Below are 22,902 nucleotides of genomic sequence, written 5' to 3' on the forward strand. Positions count from 1 at the left end.
GCCTGATCGGCCGACGCCCCACTCCGGCCCAAGCGTCTCTACGCTGAGCCCCGTCAGCAGGAGCAAGCGACAGGGAAAGGGTTCCGCGTGTCCAAGGGCCGTAAGAACAGCGTCTCTAATCAGTTAAGTGATCCCATGTCAGACGTAGTGTCTGGCAACGGGACTGCCCACCGTGGAGCGGTAGCGTGGGCGTGCAGGTGGAAGCCTGCGCCCCGTGCTGCTCCTCGCGGCTGATGCCGGTTGGTGGGTGTGCTGATTGTTGTCACGTCCTGGTTCCGGTGGGCTCCGCGGGGCAGCCGGGGCCGGTCCGTGTGAGCGTGTCCCTCCGGACGCTTGCCCGTCGGTCCCGAAGGGCCGGTGGGGGAGGGTGCCCTGCGTCGCCTGGGCGCGGGGCGTGTTGCCTGTCGCCGGGTGGGGCGGGCCTTGGACCGGTCCCGGCTGGTCTTCGGCGCGGTCGGTGTGACGACCGCGCGGGTTTCGAGGGTGTCCACGACCGTGCGGATCACCATGGTGCCGTCGGCACGGTTGGTGACGGTTTTGGCCTGGTGGGTCAGGCCGCGCGATGCGATGCGCTGCCACGCGCCCTGATCACGGTCTCCCTGCCAGCCGCAGGACGGGCACAGGGCCCATTTCCATCCCGGCGTGGTGGGCCGGTCAGGAGCCTTGCAGTGCCGCAGCGGGATAAGACACTGCGGGCAGTGCTTGGAGGTGTTGCGGGCCGGGACGGTGACGACGGCGATACCCACTTCGGCGGCAAGGTGCCGTATCCGGTCCACGATTCGCCCGCGCACCTGCTGGGAGAGGCGGGTGTTGATGCTGCGGCCCATGCCCCGCGCTTCCATGGAGCGAAGGTCTTCGACATAGATGACGGTTGCCGTAGCGGTGATGGCCTGGTCCACGGCCCAGCGTGCGGCAGCCCATGCGAGGGCGTCATTGAGGTGCGAGCGCCGGTCGGACACGCAGCGGATCTCGTCGGTCACAACGGTATGCCTGGCCGCCAGTGGATGGCCGGCGTTGCCCCCGATGAGCCGCTGGTAGTGGTCGGCCTTGGCGTGCAGGCACTCACTCTCGCGGCGCAAGCGGTGCTGCTTAGCCAGGACACCGGCGGCCCGGAACATGCCCCCAGCGCCGAGAGCGGTGATCTGTCCGTCATCGTGCAGCCGGGCGGCCCCGGCGGACAGCAGGGTGTTCAGGCCCCAGTCCACCCCCAGCGCGACCTTGTGACCGGTGCGGGCAGCCTTCGCAACAGGGTGGCTGTAGGCGAGATCGACACGAACGCGGCCCTGACGGATACGGAGGGTGGGCAGGTGCAGCACCGCCGAGGCCGGGACCGTGGGCGGCAGCTTGATGGGGCAGGCAACCCATGTCCAATCCTTGTAGGAGCGCGGATCAGGACGGGTGGGCAGCTGCAACCGCAGCAGCGCCCGGCCCGGTTCGTCGGCGCGTTCGAGGGTGGCCTGCTGCCCGTCACACGCCGAGAGCAGCAGCATGCACGCTGTCCGTGGCACGCTCTCCATCTCGAACACATCGGCGGGCATCCGGCGATGCTTCTTGGCGAAGGCGGTGATCTGGCGGGTGCGGGAGGCGATGACGTTGGACGGCAGATACCGCCCGCCGGGCACCACCTCACGCACCAGGTCCCACTCCTCGACAGTGCGCTTCGCCGGATCGGCGGGCCACGGGCCGAGGACCCCGGCGGTCAGGTCGGCACGCCACTTCGCCGACCGCAGAACACGTCCGGCCTGCTCCTGCGCCATGCGCACGATCCGGTCATTGACCTTGATGCCCTCTGGCGGTGCCGTGGCCCACCCGAGGCGGCGCAGCGCCATCCACGCATTCGACGGCAGCTTCCTGCCCCCTGCGTCCTCGCCCGAGGCCAGCACGTCCACATCAGCGGTGTTCCAGTGCTCGGCCAGCAGACCGGCGGTCATGCCGGACACCAGAGCGGTACACCAGCCGACCCGCTCCGCCAGCACAGCGGCGGGCAGGAGCTCACCGGTCTTCTCCACCACACCGGTACGCAGCAGGCCAGTAGCGCAAGCGGTCCGGGCGGTCTCGCCCAGAGCGAGCGGCACCTTCCGCCCCATCGCCCACCCTCCCCACCGCCGCAGATGCTGTCATCCGATCAACGACACCTCACGCAAAAGGTCACTCATTCGCTCCCCGAACCCATATCCGGCACCCACGGATACCGGGCACCACGACGACAACAGACAACGAATCGCTACGGACACCTAAGGAACTATGTGAGCCTCTATCCGAGCGTCTCCGACGAACTGGCCTCACTGATGAAGACGGGGTGGGCCGACACCGAGCGGCGCGACCTCGAACCGGCCGAGCAGACCCCGTACGCGGCCAAGCGCCGCGCCGCGCTCTCGGCCCGCTTCCCCGGCGAGCGCCTGGTGATCCCGGCCGGGAACCTCAAGGTGCGCGCCAACGACAGCCACTACCCCTTCCGCCCCTCCAGCGAGTACGTCCACCTCACCGGCGACCAGACCGAGGACGCGGTGCTGGTCCTCGAACCGCTCGCGGACGGCGGCCACGAGGCGACCGCGTACCTCCTCCCCCGCTCCGACCGCGAGAGCGGCGAGTTCTGGCAGGGCGCCGCCAAGGGCGAGCTGTGGGTCGGCCGCCGGAACAGCCTCGCCGAGGCCGCGACGCTGCTCGGCCTGCCCTGCCGGGACGTCCGCGGGGCCGCCGACGAGCTGCGCGCCGCCCGCGAGGCACCCACCCGGATCGTGCGCGGTTACGACGCCGCGCTCGAAGCCGTGGTCGACACGGACGAAGAGCGCGACACCGGCCTCAAGACCGCCCTGTCCGAGATGCGCCTGGTCAAGGACGAGTGGGAAATCGGCGAGCTGCGCAAGGCGTGCGACTCGACGGTCCGCGGTTTCACCGATGTCGTACGGGAGTTGGCCACCGCGGTCGCCACCTCGGAGCGGTGGATCGAGGGAACGTTCTTCCGCCGGGCGCGCCTGGAGGGCAACGACGTGGGCTACGGCTCCATCTGCGCCGCGGGCGAGCACGCGACGATCATGCACTGGGTGCGCAATGACGGCGACGTACGACCCGGCGAACTGCTCCTCCTCGACGCCGGCGTGGAGACCCGTACCCTCTACACCGCCGACGTGACCCGCACCCTGCCCATCGACGGCACCTTCACCCCTCTTCAGCGCAAGATCTACGACGCGGTGTACGAGGCGCAGCAGGCCGGCATCGACGCGGTGCGGCCCGGAGCGCGCTACCGGGACTTCCACGAGGCGGCGCAGCGGCACCTGGCGGACAAGCTCGTCGAGTGGGGCCTGCTGGAGGGCCCCGCCGAGCGCGTGTACGAGCTGGCCTTGCAGCGGCGCTTCACCATGGCGGGCACGGGCCACATGCTGGGGCTCGACGTACACGACTGCGCGACGGCGCGCACCGAGGCGTACGTCGACGGAACGCTCGAGCCGGGCATGGTGCTGACCGTCGAGCCGGGCCTGTACTTCCAGCCCGACGATCTGACGGTGCCGGCGGAGTACCGGGGCATCGGGGTGCGTATCGAGGACGACATCCTGGTCACCGCCGACGGCAACGAGAACCTCTCGGCGGGCCTGCCGCGCGCGTCTGCGGAGGTCGAGGCGTGGATGCGGGAGCTCACGGCGCCGCGATAACGGGCCGACGCACCTTTCAGCGCTTGCGTGCAGGGGGGCGGGCGGGTGGGCCGCTGCGCGGGGCTTATCCCCTACCCGCCCCTTCCCGCTGTGACATTTTGCGGCTCCGCCGCGTGAGGGGCGGGTGCAAAATCCAGCCCGTCCGGCGTTTGAGGACACGCCCGTAGGGCGTCTGCGGGGGCTGGGGGCTTGCCCACTCAAGGCACCCACCGGGGTCAGCCGGCAGTCGAGCCCTCTGCCACCGCACCAGTACCCCGACGGGCCGGGTCGCAGACCATCAGGCAGACCGCGCTGACCAACGCCATGCCCGCGAAGGCCAGCGCGACCGGCGTCCAGGAGTTCCCGGAGGCACTGAACAGCCAGGTCACCGCGGCGGGCGCCAAAGTGCCGAGGAGGCCGGCCGTCTGGAAGCTCATGGACAGGCCCGTATAGCGGACGCGGGGCGCGAACCAGCCGGAGATGAGGGTGCCGATCGAGGCGTACGCGATGGTGCTGGCGAGCATCGGCAGGCACATGGCCAGCCACAGCCCCGTCACCGAGCGGGTGTCGACCAGCCAGAACATCGGGAAGGCGACGACCACGTGGAGCAGGATGCCGGTGAGCGTCACCTTACGCAGGCCGAAGCGGTCGGCGGCAAGGGCGGCGAGCGGGGTGCACACGATGACCACGACGGCCGCGGCCGTGCCGGCGCCCGCCGCCTGCGAGTCGGTGAAGCCGAGTTCGGTGACGGCGTACGTCGACATGAAAGTGACGACGATGTAGTAGCCGCCGACGGTGACGAGGAAGGCGCCGGAGGCCAGCAGCCAGGTCTTCCAGGCGTCACGGACGACGGCGACGAACGGCGTCGCCTGCTTCTCCTCTTTCCGCTCCGCGAGACGCGCGGCTTCGAACTCCGGAGATTCCTCCATGGTGCGGCGTATCACCAGACCCACGAGAACCAGCACAGCCGACAGCAGAAAGGGAATGCGCCAGGCCCAGCCGACGAGCGCGTCATGGCCCAGCATCGCCACCAGGGCGAAGACGCCGGTGGAGAGGAAGTAGCCGACGCCGTCGCCGACTTGGGGGAAGGAGCCGAAGAACGCTTTGCGTCGCGGCGGGGCGTGCTCGACGGCGAACAGCACCGCGCCGCCCCACTCGCCGCCGACGGCGAGGGACTGGATCATGCGAATGAGTACGAGAAGGAGGGGCGCGGCGACGCCGATGGAGGCGTAGCCGGGGAGCAGCCCGATACAGAAGGTGGCGACGCCCATCAGGGTCATCGACCAGATGAGGGCGCGCTTGCGGCCGTAGCGGTCACCGATGTGTCCGAAGAGGATGGCGCCGAGGGGGCGTCCGAGTGATCCGACGAAGAGCGTCGTGAACGACATGAGGGTGCCCAGTGCGCGGCTCATGTCGGGGAAGAACAGTTCGGGGAAGACGAGGGCGGCGGCCGTGGCGTAGATGCCGAAGTCGTACCACTCGACGCTGGTGCCGATGAGTGAGGCTCCGGCGACCTTCCAGGGGTTGGACCGGCGCCGGGATCCTGGGGCCGTTTCGGCACCTGTGGCTGTGCTCATGCGCGTACTCCTTCACGGCCAACCCAGTGGGGTCAGACATTGGGCTCAGCGGGGACCCAAAGCGAATGGGGCGACGCTAAGGGCCGCCTGTACGGGTGTCAATAGGATCCAGCCAAAGTCCAATAACATGGCTACGAGAGGGGCACGACGGGAGGCGCGTGACCCTGGCGACCGGGGAGAGCGCGCACATGAGCGGCAGCAAGAGCAGCAAGAACAGCGACGAGCAGACGACACCGCAGGCGCCGGCGAACGGCAGTCGGCACGCGGCATCGCACGCGGTGGTGGCCGAGGCCCTGCGCCAGCGCATCGCGCTCGGCGGGTTCGAGCCGGGCGACCGGCTGCCGACCGAGCGGGAGCTGGCCGCCACTTTCGGCGTGGGCCGCAACACCGTGCGGCAGGCACTGCGCGAGCTGGCCGAGGAAGGCCTGGTCACCACGACCCTGGGGCGCTCCGGCGGCACCCGGGTGACACCCGCGCGGCCGGGCGGCCGGGACGGCGCGCGGGCCGCGATCAGCGCGGGCATCCGGGCATCGCTGCGGGACTACATGGAGTACCGGCAGGCGATCGAGCCGTTCGCGGCGCGGCTGGCGGCCGAACGCGGGGCGGGGGCAGACCGGCGCAAGCTCGTATCGCTGCTGGACACCAAGGTCGCGGACCTGGGCGAGTACCACCGCGTCGACACGGCCTTCCACCTGGGCATCGCGGCCGCGGGCGGCAATGAGGTGCTGACGGAGGCGGTGACGCGGGCGCGCACGGAGATGTTCGTGGGCGGCAACGCCCTGTGGCTGGGCTCGGACTGGAGCCGGATCTACCCGGCGGACCGCGACTTCGGCTTCGCTTTCCGGGAGGAGCATGAGGCGATCGCGCTGGCCGTGCTGTCGGGCGACGGGGACGCCGCCGAGGCCCGGATGCGGGAGCACCTGCGCGACTCGCACCGCCAGTTTTTGACGCTGCTGGAGCAGTTCGCCGCGCAGGACTGAGACCCCGGCCGCCCGCCGCGACGATTGACGCACGCGCCGAAGCCACCTAACCTCCAAAATGGATCCACTACAAACCCAATCCTTTCTTCCCGGCAGCGCCCCCATAGACCGACAGGAGAGACCGCCCCGTGCACTCTTACGACGAGGACCTCACCCAGCAGGTCATGGACCACCTCCTGCACCGGCTCCGGCTGGACCCGCCGCCGCTCGGCCGCCTGGGCGACCACCAGGAACTGGCGCTGGCCCTGAAAGACGCGATCGGCCCGGCCCCGCAGCCCCCCGCCGACGTACTCCGGACGTACACCGGCGCACTGGAGCCCACCGTCGTCTCCTGCGACCACCCGGCGTTCCTGGCCTTCATTCCCGGCGCCCCGACCAAGGCGGCGGCCCTGTTCGACATGGTGCTGTCCGCGTCCTCCCTGCACGGTGTCTCCTGGCTGGAGGCCTCGGGCGCGGTCGCCGCCGAGAACCAGGTGCTGGCTCTCTTCGCGGACCTGGCGGGCATGCCGCCGTCCGCCGGCGGCTGCTTCGTCAGCGGCGGCTCGGCCGGCAACCTGTCGGCCCTCGTCGTCGCGCGCGACACCGGGCGTCACCGGCTGGGCCTGGACGAGCGCGCGCCGGTCCGGATCGCGGTGAGCGACCAGGTCCATTCCTCGGTCGGCAATACGCTGCGCATCCTCGGCGTAGAGGCGCTGGTGGTCCCCACCACGGACCACCGCCTGACCGGCGAGGCCCTCCGTAAAGCCCTGGACGCCGCGGAGCGGGACGGCGGCGCACCGGTCGTTGCCGCTGTCGCGACAGCGGGCACCACGAACGCCGGCATCATCGACGACCTGGCGGGCGTGGCCGAGCAGACCCGCGCCCGGGGCCTGTGGCTGCACATCGACGCGGCGTACGGCGGCGGAGCGCTCTTCGTCCCCGAACTGCGGGAACGTCTGCGCGGTATCGAGCACGCGGACTCGCTGGTGGTCGACCCGCACAAGTGGATGTTCGCGCCCTTCGACTGCGGCGCCCTGCTCTACCGCGACCCGAAGCTGGCCCGCGCCGTGCACACGCAGGACGCCTCGTACCTGGACGCCATCCACGGAGCCGACGCCCCCGACGACGCCGACGAGCCGTGGAACCCGAGCGACTACGCCTACCACCTCACGCGCCGCCCGCGCGGCCTGCCGCTGTGGTTCTCCCTCGCCGTACACGGCACAGACGCGTACCGCGACGCGGTGGCCAAGGGAGCGGCGATGGCCCACCGCACGGCCCGCCTGGTAGACGAGACGGAAGGCCTGGAACTGCTCCGCGAGCCCGAACTGACGGTGGTCCTGATCCGCCGGGCGGGCTGGCAGCCCTCGGACTACTACACCTGGTCGAAGAAACTCCTGTCCGCGGGAACGGCCTTCATCACCCCGACCGTCTGGGAGGGCGAAACGGTAGCCCGCCTCGCCTTCCTCCACCCGGACATCACCGAGGAAACAGTCCGCGAAATACTCGCCTCACTGCTCAATGAGGACCACTCCCTTACGGACTACTCCCCCGCATAGGCCCTCTGAAGTGCTGCGACGTCGAACTTGACCATCGAGAGCATCGCCTCGGTGGTCCGCTTCGCCTTCTCCGGATCGGGGTCGCTGATCATCTCAGTGAGCCCGTCAGGGACGACCTGCCAGGACACCCCGTACTTGTCCTTCAGCCACCCGCAGGCGACCTCCGCGCCGCCCTCGGAGAGAGCGCTCCAGTAGTAGTCCAGCTCGTCCTGGTCACTGCAGAAGATCTGGAACGAGATGGACTCGTTGAAGGTGAACTCCGGCCCGCCGTTGAGCCCCATGAACCTCTGCCCGTTGGCCTCGAACTCGACGAACATGACGTCGCCGACAGGCCCGGGCCCGGCATCGGAATAGCGCCCGACCCGTCCGAGCTTGGAGTCCTTGAAGATCGAAACGTAGTGGTTCGCGGCCTCCTCGGCCTGCCCGTCGAACCACAGACAAGTGGTGAATCCCTTGCTGACCATCGGTTCCTCCAGCGCATGAACGGTGTGTACCCATAGAGACCGATTACGCGCCACAAACTCATCGGCTCCGCCAACCCCATGGAACCTCATCGCACCCCCAGCGCCTCTGATGAGTGAGGCTGACCCGAGTTGGTGTCGGCATCGGTGTCGGCATCGGTGTCGGCGAGTGAGGGGCGCAGGGATGCGGAACGGCAGGGATGAGGCGTTCACGGCCTTCATGGCCGCGCGCTACGGCTCCCTTCTGCGTACGGCCACGCTGCTGACCGGCGGGGGCCGTGCGCGGGCCGAGGACCTGGCCCAGGAGGCGTTGCTGCGCACGTACCGCGCCTGGAACCGGATCGGACGGCTGGAGGCGGCCGAGGCGTACACGCGCACCACGATGGTCCGGCTGCTCATCAAGGACCGTCGCAGGCAGTGGAGTGCGGAGATACCGGCCGAGCATGTGCCGGAGATGCTCCGTCCGGGCCATGAGGACCAGGTGACGACCGCCGTCGCGGTCCGTGAGCTGTTACGGACGATCCCTCCGGCGCAGCGGGCGGTCCTCGTACTGCGCTTCTACCACCAGCTCACCGAACGGGAGATCGCCGACGTACTGGGCTGCTCACCCGGCACGGTCAAGAGCCGTGCCGCCCGCGCCCTGTCCGCCCTGCGCGACCAGGGGTTCCTCAGTGCGTCCTTGCTCGACCAGGAGAGGGGTTCCGCCGATGACTGACCAGCGGCTTCCGAAGGAGGAGGAGCAGGTGCGGCGGCTGCTGGCGGCGGCCGCGGAGCCGTCGCCGGGTCAAGTCGCCACACCGGGCGCGGCGTTCACCGCCCGTGCGCGGCGCGGGCTGCTGCGCCGCCGCCTCGCGGTCGCGACGGCCGCGGTCGCGGCCGTCGCTGCGGCGGTGACTGTCCCCACGGTGTTCGGGGGTTTCGGCGGGCACGACGAGCCGGCCCCGACCGCCTCCGCCGATTGCCTGCAGACCGCCGCTCAGAAGGTCAGGGACCGTCAGGAGCAGGGCTATCGGCCGGTGTACGGCACGCTGCGCGCCGGCCGTATCGACGTGGACGACGGCATCACCCACAGTTCCGCCTTCCGCTTCGACATCGACGGTGCGCTGGCGGACGGCAGCACCAGCGTGCCGACCTCCGGATCTGTCACCGTCTGGTACCCGACGGCTGAGGTCCAACTCCCGCCTCCCGGCCGCTACGTACTGCTCCTCGACCCGGCGGAACGCCCCGACAGCCGGAAGGGAGACGACCTCTTCCACTTCGCCCCGGAGCAGGCGCTGCCGCTCGGCGACGACGGACGGGTGGTGCTGACGTGCGCCGACGGCGGGAAGGGCGCCGTGGAACGGGAGCGGCTGCGCGCCGCCGTGACCGAGCCGTAGCCCCGGCCACCGCGGCGCGCCGCCGTGCGGTGCTCAGGTACGGAAGTACCAGAACTTCTCACCGGTGCTGCGCTCCGCGATGATCTCGCTGAGCGGCCTGTTGAGCGTGTCCGTGGAGTGGTAACTCATCTTCGGCATCCAGTCGGACGTGAAGTCGGTGACCATCATGGTGTGACCCGGCTGCCCCGGAGGGCTGTAGCGGAAGATCTCGAACTGCACCACGTCGGCGATGGCCAGGCTGGAGGGCCCGGACAGCTCGTACACCCGCTTCGACTCGTCGCGCGCGAAGCGCTGCCAGTTGGGCGCGCCGCCCCAGGTCCAGCTGTGCCTGGGCAGCGGCCACGGGTTGCCGGTGTACCACCAGGCCGAGTCGCTCCGGTACCAGCCGAGGACCCGCTCCCAGCCGCCGGCCTTCAGCGCGTGCGAGATGAAGTTCGTGCAGTCGTTCGTGTCCCGCACGTAGGGGACGTTGTCTTCCGGCACCGGCGTGGCGTGTTTCGTGGCGAAGTCCACCATCGCGCTGTAGTCGTACGCCGCGGCCACCCGCACGCCCGTCCCTGAGGACGCCTTTTTGGCCGGGTCGGTGATCTTCTCGCCCTTGGCGGCCCCGGCACGGAGCTCCTTGGCCGCCTTCCGGGCCGCACTCAGCTCGGCCGGGTCGAGCTTCTCCGGCGTGGAGAGGTTCGCCGGGCCGTCCTGCGTCGCGATCTTCGAAAGGACCCAGCCGCCGTCGTCCGACCGGGCGAAGGACAGGTTGTGCCGCACCGTGTAGCTGTACGGCTCGTCCTTGCTGCCTGCGAAGGTGTACTGCGTGTGCTCGCGCACGCTGAGGCGCGCGGTGTCCCCCTGCGTACGGGCCCGGCCGACCGGAGTGAGCTCCGTATCGACGGCCGAATAGCGCACGCCGGCCAGTTCGTTGATGCCGTGCAGCTGCTCGCGGGCCTCCATGCGGTCGTCCCGTACGGCGCGGAAGGTGGCGGCCACCTCGAGGTCCTGGGCCTTGCGCGTCGCGTTCGCGGCGGTGGAACCGCCGTCCACGGTGATCGCGTTCTCCCCGGCGAAGTACGTCCTGGCGGCTTCGATCAGTGCCTTGTCCTCGGCGGGCGCGGGCTGCGCGGCCTGCGCGGGGCTGCTCGCGAGGACCGAGGCGGCCAACCCCGTAACGGCAGCGGCAATGGCCGCCCGCCGCATAGCTGTGCGGATGATCACTGGTACTCCCCTGTGTCGACTGCCTCCCGCTACGCGGCGCCTGCGCCACGGGAGTTGACGGCGTACGCCAAGTGGTCGGACACGACGCTAGCGACACCGGAGCCGCCTTGAGGTGCACTCGTCACACGGGGCCGAAAATATACGGTTCAGCTCACGGAGGTCGACGTTGGGATTACCAGCCTCGGATCCTGCGCCCGTAAGGGAACGGGGGTTGGGTTCGGCCAGTCTGCGCACGCTCCCGAGCGTTGTCGCGGATCGGCCGAGCGGCTCATCAACTGACCTTCTTCCACTCCTGACAGTGCTTGCGTCGCCGTGACCGGCGTGTACGCGGACGCCCTGCCGTTCGCGAAGGCGGTCACGCCCGTGGACGTGGACCGCCTCCAGCACGAGACGGATCCTGAGCAGCAGCAGTCAGACCCGGAACAGGACGCAGCCGGCCGCGGCCGATCCCAGTACCGCGCCCCCGTAGCAGAGCACATTGATCAACTTGCTCAGCCGTTTGAGCTGTAGCCCGTCGTACAGCGTGTAGCGGAACCTGTGTGCCCAGTGGAACAGGCACAGCACGCACAGCCCGAAAAGGATCACCTTGGTGACGGGGTGCCGCAGCACCGAGAGCAGGTGCGCGTGCTCGGGGGCCGGGAGCCAGCCCAGAGGGAATGCAATGCCGAACAGGAACAGCAGGACGGGGACCAGTAGGGCGGCGGCCATTCCGCCCGCGCTGAACAGCAGCCACAGCAGCGGTTCCGGCGATCTCTTGGTCATCGCGCTACCCACTCAACTCAGGATCAGCCATGCGGTGGCCGCCGACAGCAGCGCCCACAGCACGTAGTGCAGTGCCAGGATCGACCCCGGCCGGACACGTCGGCCGCGCAGCCGTACCACCATGGCCCGCGGCGCGAGGTTGAACCACGTGAGGGTGTGCAGCAGGACGAAAAGCAGGGCGATCGCGTTCAGCACGATCACCCACCAGTTGTCGCTCCAGTCCTGGAACCGCTCGTACTCGCCGCTGCCGTCGGCGATCGCCCCCACCATGAGCAGCAGGAACACCACGAACCAGGCGACGAAGACGCTGCTGAGCTCCCGCAGTACAAAGACGAAGTAGGAGCGGCGCTTCAGCCACCAGAGGGTGGGGACAGGCTTGCGGTACAGCGCCGGGCGGCGGGTCTGCGGCGTTTGGCTCATCTCGCCCCCCGCGGCCACAGGAGGTCCTTCAGCGACCGCGTGGCCGCCGTGAGCTTGTAACGCTGGATCGCGCCGGCCGGGTCGACCCCCTTGGGGCAGGCTGTGCTGCACTCGCCGACCAGGGTGCACGCCCAGACGCCCTCGGCGGAGTTCAGGACATCCCTCCGGTCCTCGGCTCCCTCGTCACGCGAATCCAGGTTGTAGCGTTGGGCGAGAGCGATGGCCGCAGGTCCCACGAAGTCGGGATCGAGTGCGTACACCGGGCAGGCCGAGTAGCAGAGCATGCAGTTGATGCACATGCTGTACTTCTTGTACTCGTCCATCTCGTCCGGCGTCTGCAGGAACTCGCCCTCGCTGAGGGGCTTTTCCTCTTCGCGGATGATCCAGGGCCTGACCTCGGTCAGCTTGTTCATGAAGTCGCCGATCTCGACGACGAGATCGCGTATCACGGGGAAGTTGGCGAGGGGTTCGACTCGTACGGGCCCGGGGGCGGAGTCGGTCAGGAAGGCGGAACAGGTCAGCTGAGGCTCGCCGTTGACGGTCATTCCGCAGCTGCCGCAGATGCCCATCCGGCAGGACCAGCGGTAGGAGAGCGTGCCGTCCAGGTTGTCCTTGATGTGGTTGAGCCCGTCGAGGACCGTCCACTCCTTGCGCAGCGGCACCTCGTAGGACTGCCAGGTCGGTTCGGTCTCCTGTTCCGGCCGGTAGCGGGCGACCTGGAGCGTTATCCGGTCCGTCGTTGTCCGGTCCGTCATGACTGCCTCCCGTACACGCGTTCGCCCGGGGACCAGCGGGTGAGGGTCACCGGCAGGTAATCCACCCGCTCGGTGCCGTCGGGTTCACGGTGGATGAGCGAATGGGCCAGGTACCGCTGGTTGTCCCGCGCGGGGAAGTCGGTGCGCTGGTGCGCGCCCCGCGACTCCTCGCGCAGCAGCGCGCTGTGGACGATGCTTCCGGACACGTCCAGCATGAACGACAGCTCGAGCAGGGCGATCAGGTCGGTGTTGAACGTCCGGCTGTGATCGTCGACGGCCGCACCGCCGAACCGTTCTCGCAGCCCGCGCAGTTCCTCGGCCGCCGTGGCCAGGGAGTCCCTGTCCCGGTAGATCCCGGCGCCGCGCTCCATCGTGTCCTGCATCGCGGTACGGATGTCCGCGATGCGCTCCCGGCGATCGGCCCCGGCGTGGTGCGCGACCAGGCGGTCCAGCCGGCGCTGCTCGTCGCGGGCCTGCGCGAGGACGGCTGCACTGGGGCCGGATCCCGCCGCCACCCTGGCGGACTCGGCGGCGGCCCGGCCCGCTCGGGCGCCGAAGACCAGCAGCTCCGGGAGGGAGTTGGAGCCCAGCCGGTTTGCGCCGTTGATACTGACGCAGGCCACCTCACCGGCGGCGTACAGGCCGTCCAGGCCGGCCACGCCGTCGATGTCGGTGTGGATGCCACCCATCATGTAGTGGACGACGGGCCGCACCGGGATCAGTTCCCGGACCGGGTCGATATTCTGGTACTTCAAGCACAGTTCCCGTACGAAGGGCAGCTTGGCGTCGATGAGTTCCGCGCCGAGATGGCGCAGATCCAGGTGGACGACCGGCCCGTGCGGCGTGGGGACGGTCCTGCCCTTGTCGAGCTCGTGCACGAATGCCTGCGACAGCCGGTCGCGCGGCCCCAGCTCCATGCTGCGCAGCACCGGCCCCGTTTCCGGTCTGCCGAGGTCGTAGTCCTGCAGATAGCGGTAGCCGTCCTTGTTCAGCAGCCGACCCCCCTCGGCGCGGGCGGCCTCCGTGATGAGGATCCCGGTGAACGGCAGACCAGTGGGGTGGTACTGGACGAACTCCATGTCCTTCAGCGGTGCGCCCGCCCGGTAGGCCAGGGCCATCCCGTCGCCGGTCTTGATGTTGGCGTTGGTGGTGAAGGGGTACACACGGCCGCACCCACCGGTGGACATGATCACGGCGTTGGCGGTGATGGTCTCGACCCGGCCGGTGGCCAGCTCGATCGCCACCGCACCGCGCACCTTCCCGTCGTCGGCGAGCAGGGTGCTGACGAACCACTCGTCGTACCGGACGATGTCCCGGTACGACAGCGCGGTCTGGAACAAGGTGTGCAGGAGATGGAACCCGGTCTTGTCCGCGGCGAACCAGGTGCGCATCTTCTTCATGCCGCCGAAGGCCCGTACCGCGATGTGCCCGTCCGCCTGGCGGCTCCACGGACAGCCCCAGTGCTCCAGCCGGAGCAGCTCGCGGGGCGCCTCTTCGACGAATGCCTCGACGGCATCCTGGTCGCACAGCCAGTCCCCGCCGGACACGGTGTCGTACGCGTGCTCGTCGAGGCTGTCGTCGGCGCCGGCGACAGCGGCCGCCCCGCCCTCGGCCGAGACCGTGTGGCTGCGCATCGGGTAGACCTTGGAGATGACCGCCACACTCAGCCGCGGATCGGTCTCCGCGACGGCGATGGCTGCCCGCAGTCCCGCCCCGCCGCCACCGATCACCAGGACGTCGTAGGAAGCGGTCATGTCACCACCTTGATGTACGCACTCGATGTGCGCACTCCGTCAGACTTCGTGCTCGCCGCTGTGCTCGTCCGGCAGGACTGTGCCGTCATGGCGGACGGCACTGACACGCACGCTGCCGTCATGGAACTCGTGACGGATCCGACGACAGCCGCACGCGTATGTCGCCTCGTCGATGAAGAGGCCCGCGTCGTCGTCCTCCTGGTAGCGCAGCCCGCCGACAATCCGGCCGCACGGAGCCCGCTCTTCGGTGAAGTCAATGGTGTTGCCGACCATCGCCCACCTCCTCGACGGCTGCGGTCGGCCGACGCCGTCGGCGGCGTCACAGCCCGTAGCTACAGAGCTCCCTTGGACACCAGGGTCTCCGCCGGCCTTCGCAGACACTCACAGTGAGCGTACCGCCGCCAGACCGCCCCCGCAGAGCGGGCAGGGCGGCCTCCACGGCACTGGATCGGCCTACGATCGGTTTCAGGAGCGGCGCCCTGGAACCGAGAACTCCGCGGCGGCCTGACGACCTGTCCCGAGGCCGTCAGGCGCCAGGATCACCCAGATCCGCACAGCCGCGCTCGTGCGGCAGCAGTGGGCGGAAATCGAGGTGGTACGTCCGGCCGCCCGGTGCCCGCCAGACGGTGGTCGCAGTGGCGGCGCGGGCCAGGCGCTGGGCGGCGCGGCCGGGGTCTGCGGCGAGGACCGTGCACTGGCCCTCGCGAGTGGGGGTACCGGTGCGGCCCGGGTCGTCGTACGGCCAGGCGACCGGCGCCGCGTCCGCGTCCTCGGCCGGCGTCGCGAAGACAGCCAGCGAGGCCGGTGTATAGGGGTGCGGTCCGCCCTCGAAGGCCTTGTCCGGCCACTTCTCCGGGTCCGTCCGCTCGTAGAAGTCCCCGATCTCGTCAGCTTGGAGTGGCAGTTCGACCGACGCGGGCCGGGCTGTGCCGGTACGTCGTGTTTCCGCGACCGTGAGCGCGAGCACGCCACCGTCCACCACCTCCGGCGATGCGGCCGAAGAACGGGCCGTCGTATACGCGTCCCCGTACAGCTCGCGCACCCGCGCCTCGGACAGTCGGCGGATCGTGGCCGTCTGCAGGGCGCCCCTGCGGCCGGACGGCGCGACCACACGGCCGTCCCCGTAGACCGACAGCCGGGGCAGAGTGCGCAGGGTCTGCGGCGACGGGGTGCCTGGGATCGCCCGTACACCGACCAGGAGTGCGGTGGATCCGACGGAGGGCGGCTCCGGGGCGGCGGGTGCCTGCGGGGCGGCGCAGGACGTGCCGAGTACGACGAAGGTGATCAGCAGAGCGGGAGCGGTCAGGGCTGTACGCATGTGCGTGGGACGGGCGTACGGGACCTTCCGGTTCCGTACGCCCGTCCTCTTCTTCATGTGCCTGCGCCTTTCCTGGCTTCCGGAGTCAGGACTTGGTCAGCGTGTACGTGCCGCTGCCGGCCTTGTTGACCACCACCAGGCCGTGGCAGCCCTCCGGCAGGGTGACCGTGACCGACTCCGGCCCGCCGGGGCCGTTGGCCGTGCCGCTCTCGGCGGCCCCTGCGCGGGAGTCGACATGGTCGGCCCCGGCCTTGTCCGCGTCGAAGACGAAGAGCTCCGCGTCCTGGCCCGGATCGGACGGGGTCACGGTGTACGTCGCCTTCTCGCCGGCGGTCAGACAGATGTCCCAGACCGCCGCGAGACGGCCCGCTCCGAGGGTGACGGACGGAGAGCCGCTGAAGACGCCTTCGGTCTCGTCCGCCTCGATCCGGTAGTCACCGGTGCCGCTGACGACATTGACCCGCGGGAAGTAGTCGCCTGCCTCACGACGGTTGGAGTTCACCGCGACGAAGTCGGTGACGCCGGCCAACTGGCCACTGAAACCCAGAAGCTGGTTCTGCGCACGGTCGTCGTAGAGCGACAGGTCGTAGTCCGCGGTGGCCGGCGGGCGCACCGCGACGACGGACCAGAAGCGCTTCACGGTGTCGAAGCGGTAGTTGTGGGCCGGTTCGGGAGTGGGGCGTTCCAGCGGGACGTGGTTCGTGAGCGGGTTACGGAAGCCGTAGTCGATGGTGTTCTGGAAGAGGCTGCCGAGGGCCGCGTCCCCCACTTCGTAGCCGTCCCCGGCCCGGTGGTTCCAGTACTCCTGGAAGGTGGTGTCCCTGTGGTTGAGGAAGGTGTTCCAGACGTTGGTCAGGCCTTCCCCGTACTGGTCCCAGGGCGCCTCGCCGGCCCCGTCGACCAGGTCCCAGAGGGCGCCCGCCACCCGGCCCTCGACGGCGTCGCCGTTGTCCCAGCCGCCGGTTCCCCAGGTGTGGTTGTCGAAGTCGACGGTGAAGGGCGCCGCGCCCCCGTCGACGTAGACGGGGTCGTTGAAGACCGCCACGCCGTACCAGTCTCCGAACCCTTCCGACCAGGCGCACGGCCGGCTGGAGGTCTGGGTGATGATGTGCGGAGACGGGCACTGGGTGTCGAAGTTGTTGTCGTCGTAGACGTCGTCCATCACCGCGTGGCCAATTTCATGGGCGACCACATTGCGGTCGTCGGCGTCCTGCGGCACCAGGTAGATCTCGTCTTCGCCGGGGCGGTAGAAGGAGCCGCCCGGGTCGTCGTCCGGGTGCCAGTTCATGTCGATGCGACGGCAGTCGGTGTCCTTGGAGTCCCAGCAGTCGCCGGGCGTCCACGCCGAGGCGGCATTGGCCCAGCTGTACGCGCGCAGCGAGCCGTGGAGGCGGGCATCGGTGGGGTGCAGAGCACCGAAGTCGGTGGTGGTTCCGTCGCCCAGATTGTCGCGCTGTCCGCTGCGGAACTCGTATTCGTCGTCGTCGTCGCGCTCGACGCCCCACTGGCCGTTCTGCGTGACGAACACGAGATAGACGTCCTGGCCGCCGCGTGCGTCGGTGCTGTTGTCGAAGCACAGCCGATAGGCGCCGTTGTCGTCGGTGAGGCCGACGGTCAGCAGGTCGTCACTGTTGGCGGGGTCCTCGTCCCAGACCTGGACCTGGAGGTTGGCCGAGGTGCGCCAGGCACCGCCGGCGTCCTGGTAGTTGAAGGAGCCGCGTACGCAGGTCAGCGCCTGTGCTGCCGACGCGCCGGTGCCCTGTTCCCCGGCGGCTGCCGGGTCGTCGGAGTGCGGCTCCGCGAGACCCTTGGTGCCGAGTCCTTCGGCGGACAGCTTGGTGGGCGCGGTGGGCTTGGCGTCCTTGGGGACGGACGAGGCCGCGAAAGGGCCCTTGCCGAGGCCGAGCCGGGAGGACTGCTGGTTCTCGCCGACCGTAAGGAGGACGGGTTCTTCGATGGCCACGCCGTACCCCTCGGGCGGCAGCACCCTTACGCGTACAGCGAGTTCACCGGTTTTGACGGCCTCGACCGGCAGAGAGTACGTCGCCCTGCGGCCCGCCCTCAGGTCGACGGTGCGTACGGCCGTGGTCACCGAACCGCCGTTGTCCGGCAGTGCGGAGGCGTGGCGCGCGACCTTGAAGCCGTCCGGTTCCCCGGCGAACCGCAGGGCTGCGGGGAGGTCGATCTCCAGCCGGGCGCCGGGTATGTCGATCCGGGGATCCAGCTTCACCGACAGACTGGCCGAACGGCTCAGGGAGATCTTGTGGTTGAACTTGGCGGCGACGCCCACACAGCGCTCACCGCGGTCTGGCTGGGCCTTGCAGGCAGCGGTACGGGCAACGCTGCCCGCTGCTTCCCCGGCGGCCGCCGGCACCGCGGCCAACCCGCCACTCAGCAGAGCCACCGCGAGTAACGCGGTGCATAACTTCCGTCTCAAGAGAGTCCCCCTCTTTGAACGTACTCCGTCAAACGACGAAGCGTGCATCCGATGATGGCAGCACTGTTCACACGCGACCCGGAAACGCTCAATGGCATCAGAAATGGCCGATTCCGCACCCCGGCGACGCCTGTCGATGACCCAGCGGGACCCGCGCTGTGTCGAGGTCTCCGCGAACGTCCGGCGTCACTCGCCGGGCTACACCGTGGCCCGGTACGGCCACTCACGTAAGAACGGGGCGCGGAGCGCGGAAGCTCGCAGCCTCCGGTGCGGGCCGACTCGGCCTGTCATACCTGGCCTGACCAGGCGATTCACTTGGGCTGTTGGCCCTGAAATGCAGAAAACCCCACGTGAAGTGGGGTCTCAGCTGGTGTCCGAGGGGGGACTTGAACCCCCACGCCCGATAAAGGGCACTAGCACCTCAAGCTAGCGCGTCTGCCATTCCGCCACCCGGACCAGGTGGTCGGCCCCGGTTTCCCGCGGCGACATGGAAAACAATACCAGGGGTTGGCGGCGCGTTTCACCTGCGTATCCCGTGGTCAGTGGCTTGCGGCGACCTCGATCGGCGCGAGTCGGCCGGGGTCGCGGGGTGTCGCGTACGGAGTGTGGCCGTCCGTGTACGCGTAGCGTTCGCGGGATGGGTTATGGATACGGATTCGGCCGACGCGGGCGTGGGTATCGGCGGCCGCGTGCGCTGTCGCCGTTGCGGGAGCATCTGCGGGATACGTTCTGGTTCGCGCCCACGCTGGGGCTGGTCTGTGTGTTCGCCGTGTGGTGGGCGGCCTCGGCGCTCGATGCGGAGATCGTTGAGTATCTCCAGGGCGAGGAGGCGTACGACGAGGTCAGCGATCTGATCGGGATCGTCGAGGACGCCAAGACGATCGTCACCACGATCAGCTCGGCGATGATGACCTTCATCGGCGTGGTCTTCAGCATCTCGCTGGTGGCGGTCCAGATGGCGAGCGGGGGGTTCACGCCGCGGGTCGTGCGGATCTTCGTCCGGAGCCGGATCGCCAAGCTCACGCTCACGGTGTTTCTGGCGACGTTTCTGTTCTCGCTGCTGGTGCTGACGCAGTACGACAGCAACTCCGATCCGCGGCTGGTGACCACGGTGCCGCTCGTGCAGAGCGTCGTGGTGATGATCATGGTCGTGCTGAGTTTGCTGCTGTTCATCGGTTATGTGTCTTCCACGCTGCGGCTGATGCAGGTGGGGCCCGTCGTCGACCGTATTGCGCGAGAGGGGTTCCGGGTGCTGGGCAGGCAGCCGGGTGGGGAGTCCGGGTCGGAGCTGCTCGTGCCCGAGAGCCGGCGGATCGCGCATCAGGGGCGGGCCGGCGTGCTGCGGGACGTCAATGTCGCGCGGTTGGTGCGGGCCGCCCGGCGGGAGGGGGTGGTTTTGCGGCTCATTCCCCGCATTGGGGACTTTGTCGTACCCGGGACGCCGGTGCTGGCGGTTCATGGTGACGGGGTCCCGTCGCGGCGCGCGCTTCAGTACACCGTGTCCGTCGGGGTGGACCGTACCTCTCATCAGGATCTCGGGTTCGGGCTGCGGCAGCTGTCCGATATCGCGCTGCGGGCGCTCTCGCCGGCCGTCAATGATCCGACGACCGCCGTGCAGTGTCTGGACCGGATCGTTCAGTTCCTCGCCGCGGTGGTGGAGATGCCGCTGGGAGCCGTGCATCACCGGGACGGCCGGGGTGCGGTGCGGTTGGTGCAGGACGTACCGGAGTGGGGCGATCTGGTGGACCTCGGGTTCGCCGAGATCAGGAGGTACGCGGTCGGCAGTCCGCAGGTGTCGCGGCGACTGCTCGCCGGGATCGACGATCTGTTGCTGCTGGCGCCGGAGAGCAGGAGAGAACCGCTGGTGCGGCACCGTACGCTCCTCGTTCAGGCCGTGGAGCGTACGGTGCCGGAGGCGGCCGAGCGGGCGTTCGCCCTGCTTCCCGATCATCAGGGCATTGGCTAGGCCCTCCGGGTCAAGGCATCAGGTGGTAGTCGGGGAAGTTGCCCGGGAGGCGTTCGTCGGGCTGTGGGCCCTCGGTCACCGATCGGATCAGGAGCTCTCCGCCTACGAACGCGCCTCGCCAGGATGCGCCGAAGCCGCCGAAGAGTTCGTCGCGGTCACCTCGCGAACGGGGCTTTCCGTGGCCGACCTTGAAGGAACGGATCTGGGGTGCCAGCCGTTCATACGTCGAGGGGTCGTCGGTGGAAAGTGTCGCCACCAGGGCTCCGTTGGAGGCGTTCATCGCGGCCAGGAGTTCTGCCTCCGTGTCTACGAGGACGATCGTGTCCACCGGGCCGAAGGGCTCCGCGTGGTGGAGGGGGGACGATGGGGGCGGGTTCAGGAGGGTGACGGGCGGCAGGTAGGCGCCGGTGTCCTGGCCGGGCAGGAAGCGGGCGTCGGTGAGGGAGCCTCGGTGGAGCGGGACCGCGCCCCGGTCTATGGCCTCACTTACCTGGTCGGCCAGCTCCTTGGCCTTGGCCGCGTTGATGAGCGGGCCGAAGTCCAGGGCGGGGAGGGGGTCTTCGGGGTTCTCGACGGCCAGGGGGTGTCCGGTGCGGATGGAGCGTACGGCGGGCAGGTACGCCGCCAGGAACTCGTCGAACAGCGTCCGCTGGACGACGAAGCGCGGGTAGGCGGTGCAGCGCTGCTTGCCGTAGTCGAAGAGCTTGGGGATGAGGGAGGTCAGGGTGGGCCAGTCCGAGTAGTTCCAGATGCCCCAGGTGTTCAGGCCCTCCTGTTCGAGGATGTGGCGCTTGCCGAGGTCGGCCACGGCGGTGGCGATACGGGCGCCCGTGTCGCGGCCTCCGACGAACGAGACGCAGCCGATCTCCGGGGAGCGGACCAGGGACGCGGAGAGTTCGCTGCCGCTGCCGCTGAGGAGGGTGACGGGGATGCCTTCGCGGGCTGCCAGGGCCGAGGCGAGGGTGAGGCAGGCCACGCCGCCGTCGGTGGGGGTCTTGGCGATGACCGCGTTGCCGGCCAGGGCCTGCACCAGCATGGCGTGGACCAGGACGGACATCGGATAGTTCCAGCTGGCGATGTTCGAGACCGGGCCGGCGAGCGGGGTGCGGTGGGCGAGCATGGGCTCGATGCCGTCGACGTACCAGCGCACGCCGTCGATCGCGCGGTCGACGTCGGCCCGGGCGAGGCGCCACGGCTTGCCTATCTCCCAGACGAGGAGGAGGGCGAGGAGTTCGCGGTGTTCGGTGAGGGCGTCGAGCGTGGCCGCTACGCGGGCGCGGCGTTCGGGCAGTGGGACGTGGCGCCAGGCGCGGTGCTGGTCGAGTGACGCGCGTATCGCCCGGTCGGCGGTGGGGGCGTCCAGGCGCGGCGGGCCGGCGATGGGGCTGCCGTCGACGGGTGAGGTGGCGGCGAGGGTGCGGCCGTCGGGCTTCCAGGCAGAGGCCCAGTGGTTGAGTACGCGGGCGTCCTGGAAGGCCTCGGGTGCGACTGCCTGACAGCGCTGCCAGGCGTCGGACCAGGCCGTGCCGGGCTTGAGGGTGAGGGTGGGTGCCATCTGTTCTCTCCGCTCGTGAAGGGGGCGGGGCGGGACTGAGTGGCGCGGGCCGCCATGCACGAGGGCGCGTCCGGCGGAGCTTTCTCTTCCCCTACCCGCCCCTTCCCGAACTGGGGCTCCGCCCCAGACCCCGCTCCTCAAACGCCGGAGGGGCTGGAGGGTGGCGCACGCGTAGAGGAAAGAGAGAAGTGTGCCGGGCGCGCCTGGGCGCGGCCCTGGTGTGGACAGTAGTGACGGCGGGAGACCAGGGGTACTACTGGTCTTCAACTGTGCGGGACGTCACGCGAGTTCGGCCAGCACGAGCCTCGCCGTCTCGGAGGGGGTCGAGCCGACTCGTACGCCTGCCGCCTCCAGGGCCAGCTTCTTGGCCTCTGCCGTGCCCGAGGAGCCGGAGACGATCGCTCCCGCGTGGCCCATCGTCTTGCCTTCGGGTGCGGTGAAGCCCGCGATGTAGCCGATGACGGGTTTGGTGATGTGGGACGAGATGTACGCCGCCGCTCGTTCTTCCGCGTCGCCGCCGATCTCGCCTATCAGGATGATGAGTTCTGTGTCGGGGTCTTCCTCGAAGGCCGCCAAGCAGTCGATGTGGGTGGTTCCGATCACCGGGTCGCCGCCGATGCCTACCGCCGTGGTGAAGCCCGTCTCGCGCAGTTCGTACATCAGCTGGTAGGTGAGCGTGCCGGACTTGGAGACGAGTCCTATGCGGCCCGGTTTGGTGGCGATGTCGGACGGGATGATGCCGGCGTTCGACTGACCGGGGCTGATCAGGCCGGGGCAGTTGGGGCCGATGATGCGGGTGCCCCGTGTCTTCGCGTACGCGTGGAAGGCGACCGCGTCGTGGACCGGGATGCCTTCCGTGATGACTACCGCCAGGCCGATGCCCGCGTCTGCCGCTTCGATGACGGCGGCCCTGGCGAAGGCTGGGGGGACGAAGATGATCGTGACGTCGGCGGCTGTGGCGGCCATCGCCTCGGACACCGCGGCGAAGACCGGGACCGTACGGTCGTCGAAGTCCACGACCCGGCCCGCCTTGCGCGGGTTGACGCCGCCCACCACATCGGTGCCCGCGGCGAGCATGCGGCGAGTGTGCTTCATGCCCTCGGCCCCGGTCATGCCCTGGACGAGAACCTTGCTCTCCATGGTCAGGTAGATCGCCATGTCGGTCTCT

The 22,902-nt window shown here is 69.4% G+C and carries 19 protein-coding genes and 1 tRNA gene; 6 read left to right on the forward strand and 14 right to left on the reverse strand.

All coding sequences use genetic code 11. The features are described 5' to 3' along the window. Nucleotides 1-119: 119 nt before the first annotated feature. On the reverse strand, nt 120-2,087 hold the full coding sequence (locus ABZX79_RS19835) for a zinc ribbon domain-containing protein (RefSeq protein WP_355258930.1): 1,968 nt from the start codon (nt 2,085-2,087) through the stop codon (nt 120-122). A gap of 201 nt (nt 2,088-2,288) precedes the next feature. Between ABZX79_RS19835 and ABZX79_RS19840 the strand changes: the two genes are divergently transcribed. Then, nucleotides 2,289-3,650, forward strand: a complete 1,362-nt coding sequence (locus ABZX79_RS19840; RefSeq protein WP_355259622.1) for an aminopeptidase P family protein — start codon at nt 2,289-2,291, stop codon at nt 3,648-3,650. 215 nt (nt 3,651-3,865) lie between these two features. On the opposite strand, the gene ABZX79_RS19845 is transcribed toward ABZX79_RS19840, so the two are convergent. Then, complete coding sequence (locus ABZX79_RS19845) at nt 3,866-5,206, reverse strand: MFS transporter (protein WP_355258933.1); 1,341 nt, start codon at nt 5,204-5,206, stop codon at nt 3,866-3,868. Between the two features lie 188 nt (nt 5,207-5,394). On the opposite strand from ABZX79_RS19845, the gene ABZX79_RS19850 reads away from it, so the two are divergent. Both ABZX79_RS19850 and ABZX79_RS19855 read left to right on the forward strand, forming a co-directional pair. Continuing rightward, entirely contained in the window at nt 5,395-6,186 is a 792-nt protein-coding gene (locus ABZX79_RS19850; protein ID WP_355258936.1) for an FCD domain-containing protein, read from the forward strand. Between the two features lie 128 nt (nt 6,187-6,314). After that, nucleotides 6,315-7,721, forward strand: coding sequence for a pyridoxal-dependent decarboxylase (locus ABZX79_RS19855; RefSeq protein WP_355258939.1), 1,407 nt, complete (start codon nt 6,315-6,317; stop codon nt 7,719-7,721). On the opposite strand, the gene ABZX79_RS19860 is transcribed toward ABZX79_RS19855, so the two are convergent. After that, nucleotides 7,706-8,185, reverse strand: coding sequence for a VOC family protein (locus tag ABZX79_RS19860; protein WP_355258942.1), 480 nt, complete (start codon nt 8,183-8,185; stop codon nt 7,706-7,708). The genes ABZX79_RS19855 and ABZX79_RS19860 overlap by 16 nt on opposite strands. Nucleotides 8,186-8,366: 181 nt before the next feature. Between ABZX79_RS19860 and ABZX79_RS19865 the strand changes: the two genes are divergently transcribed. Further along, a complete protein-coding gene (locus ABZX79_RS19865) occupies nt 8,367-8,897 on the forward strand; it encodes a SigE family RNA polymerase sigma factor (protein ID WP_355258945.1) in 531 nt (176 codons plus the stop codon). Beyond that, nucleotides 8,890-9,558: a hypothetical protein gene (locus ABZX79_RS19870; RefSeq protein WP_355258948.1), complete on the forward strand. Its 669-nt coding sequence runs from the start codon at nt 8,890-8,892 to the stop codon at nt 9,556-9,558. Before ABZX79_RS19865 ends, ABZX79_RS19870 begins: the two co-directional genes overlap by 8 nt. A 33-nt stretch (nt 9,559-9,591) precedes the next feature. Here ABZX79_RS19870 and ABZX79_RS19875 read toward each other — a convergent pair whose 3' ends face one another. The 9 genes from ABZX79_RS19875 to ABZX79_RS19915 all read right to left on the reverse strand — a co-directional run bounded on the left by ABZX79_RS19875 (nt 9,592) and on the right by ABZX79_RS19915 (nt 18,669). Further along, nucleotides 9,592-10,767 carry an amidase domain-containing protein gene (locus ABZX79_RS19875; protein ID WP_355258951.1) on the reverse strand — a complete coding sequence of 392 codons (1,176 nt, stop codon included), beginning with the start codon at nt 10,765-10,767 and terminating at the stop codon, nt 9,592-9,594. 411 nt (nt 10,768-11,178) lie between these two features. Next, nucleotides 11,179-11,529 carry a fumarate reductase subunit FrdD gene (frdD, locus tag ABZX79_RS19880; protein WP_355258954.1) on the reverse strand — a complete coding sequence of 117 codons (351 nt, stop codon included), beginning with the start codon at nt 11,527-11,529 and terminating at the stop codon, nt 11,179-11,181. A 12-nt stretch (nt 11,530-11,541) separates the two neighbouring features. Further along, nucleotides 11,542-11,949 carry a hypothetical protein gene (locus ABZX79_RS19885; protein ID WP_355258957.1) on the reverse strand — a complete coding sequence of 136 codons (408 nt, stop codon included), beginning with the start codon at nt 11,947-11,949 and terminating at the stop codon, nt 11,542-11,544. Beyond that, on the reverse strand, nt 11,946-12,704 hold the full coding sequence (locus ABZX79_RS19890; protein WP_355258960.1) for a succinate dehydrogenase/fumarate reductase iron-sulfur subunit: 759 nt from the start codon (nt 12,702-12,704) through the stop codon (nt 11,946-11,948). The genes ABZX79_RS19885 and ABZX79_RS19890 overlap by 4 nt, the downstream gene beginning before the upstream one ends. Continuing rightward, nucleotides 12,701-14,458: a fumarate reductase (quinol) flavoprotein subunit gene (frdA, locus tag ABZX79_RS19895; RefSeq protein WP_355258963.1), complete on the reverse strand. Its 1,758-nt coding sequence runs from the start codon at nt 14,456-14,458 to the stop codon at nt 12,701-12,703. The genes ABZX79_RS19890 and frdA overlap by 4 nt, the downstream gene beginning before the upstream one ends. 39 nt (nt 14,459-14,497) lie before the next feature. After that, the gene (locus ABZX79_RS19900; protein WP_355258966.1) at nt 14,498-14,731 is read right to left on the reverse strand and encodes a hypothetical protein; all 234 of its coding nucleotides are present in this window, start codon (nt 14,729-14,731) and stop codon (nt 14,498-14,500) included. Nucleotides 14,732-14,984: 253 nt separating this feature from the next. Next, on the reverse strand, nt 14,985-15,833 hold the full coding sequence (locus tag ABZX79_RS19905; RefSeq protein WP_355258969.1) for a hypothetical protein: 849 nt from the start codon (nt 15,831-15,833) through the stop codon (nt 14,985-14,987). 28 nt (nt 15,834-15,861) lie between these two features. Then, a complete protein-coding gene (locus ABZX79_RS19910; RefSeq protein WP_355258972.1) occupies nt 15,862-18,180 on the reverse strand; it encodes a hypothetical protein in 2,319 nt (772 codons plus the stop codon). A 401-nt stretch (nt 18,181-18,581) separates the two neighbouring features. Next, a tRNA-Leu gene (locus ABZX79_RS19915) sits at nt 18,582-18,669 on the reverse strand. A 181-nt stretch (nt 18,670-18,850) separates the two neighbouring features. Here ABZX79_RS19915 and ABZX79_RS19920 point away from each other — a divergent pair. After that, nucleotides 18,851-20,179 (forward strand): DUF2254 domain-containing protein, encoded by a 1,329-nt coding sequence (locus ABZX79_RS19920; protein WP_355258980.1) that lies wholly within the window; start codon nt 18,851-18,853, stop codon nt 20,177-20,179. A 10-nt stretch (nt 20,180-20,189) separates the two neighbouring features. On the opposite strand, the gene ABZX79_RS19925 is transcribed toward ABZX79_RS19920, so the two are convergent. Continuing rightward, nucleotides 20,190-21,734 (reverse strand): aldehyde dehydrogenase family protein, encoded by a 1,545-nt coding sequence (locus ABZX79_RS19925; RefSeq protein WP_355258983.1) that lies wholly within the window; start codon nt 21,732-21,734, stop codon nt 20,190-20,192. Between the two features lie 279 nt (nt 21,735-22,013). Then, nucleotides 22,014-22,892 (reverse strand): succinate--CoA ligase subunit alpha, encoded by an 879-nt coding sequence (sucD, locus tag ABZX79_RS19930; RefSeq protein ID WP_355258986.1) that lies wholly within the window; start codon nt 22,890-22,892, stop codon nt 22,014-22,016. Nucleotides 22,893-22,902: the final 10 nt, after the last annotated feature.

It is taken from the genome of Streptomyces sp. NPDC002994, assembly GCF_040611155.1.
Taxonomy (GTDB): Bacteria; Actinomycetota; Actinomycetes; order Streptomycetales; family Streptomycetaceae; genus Streptomyces.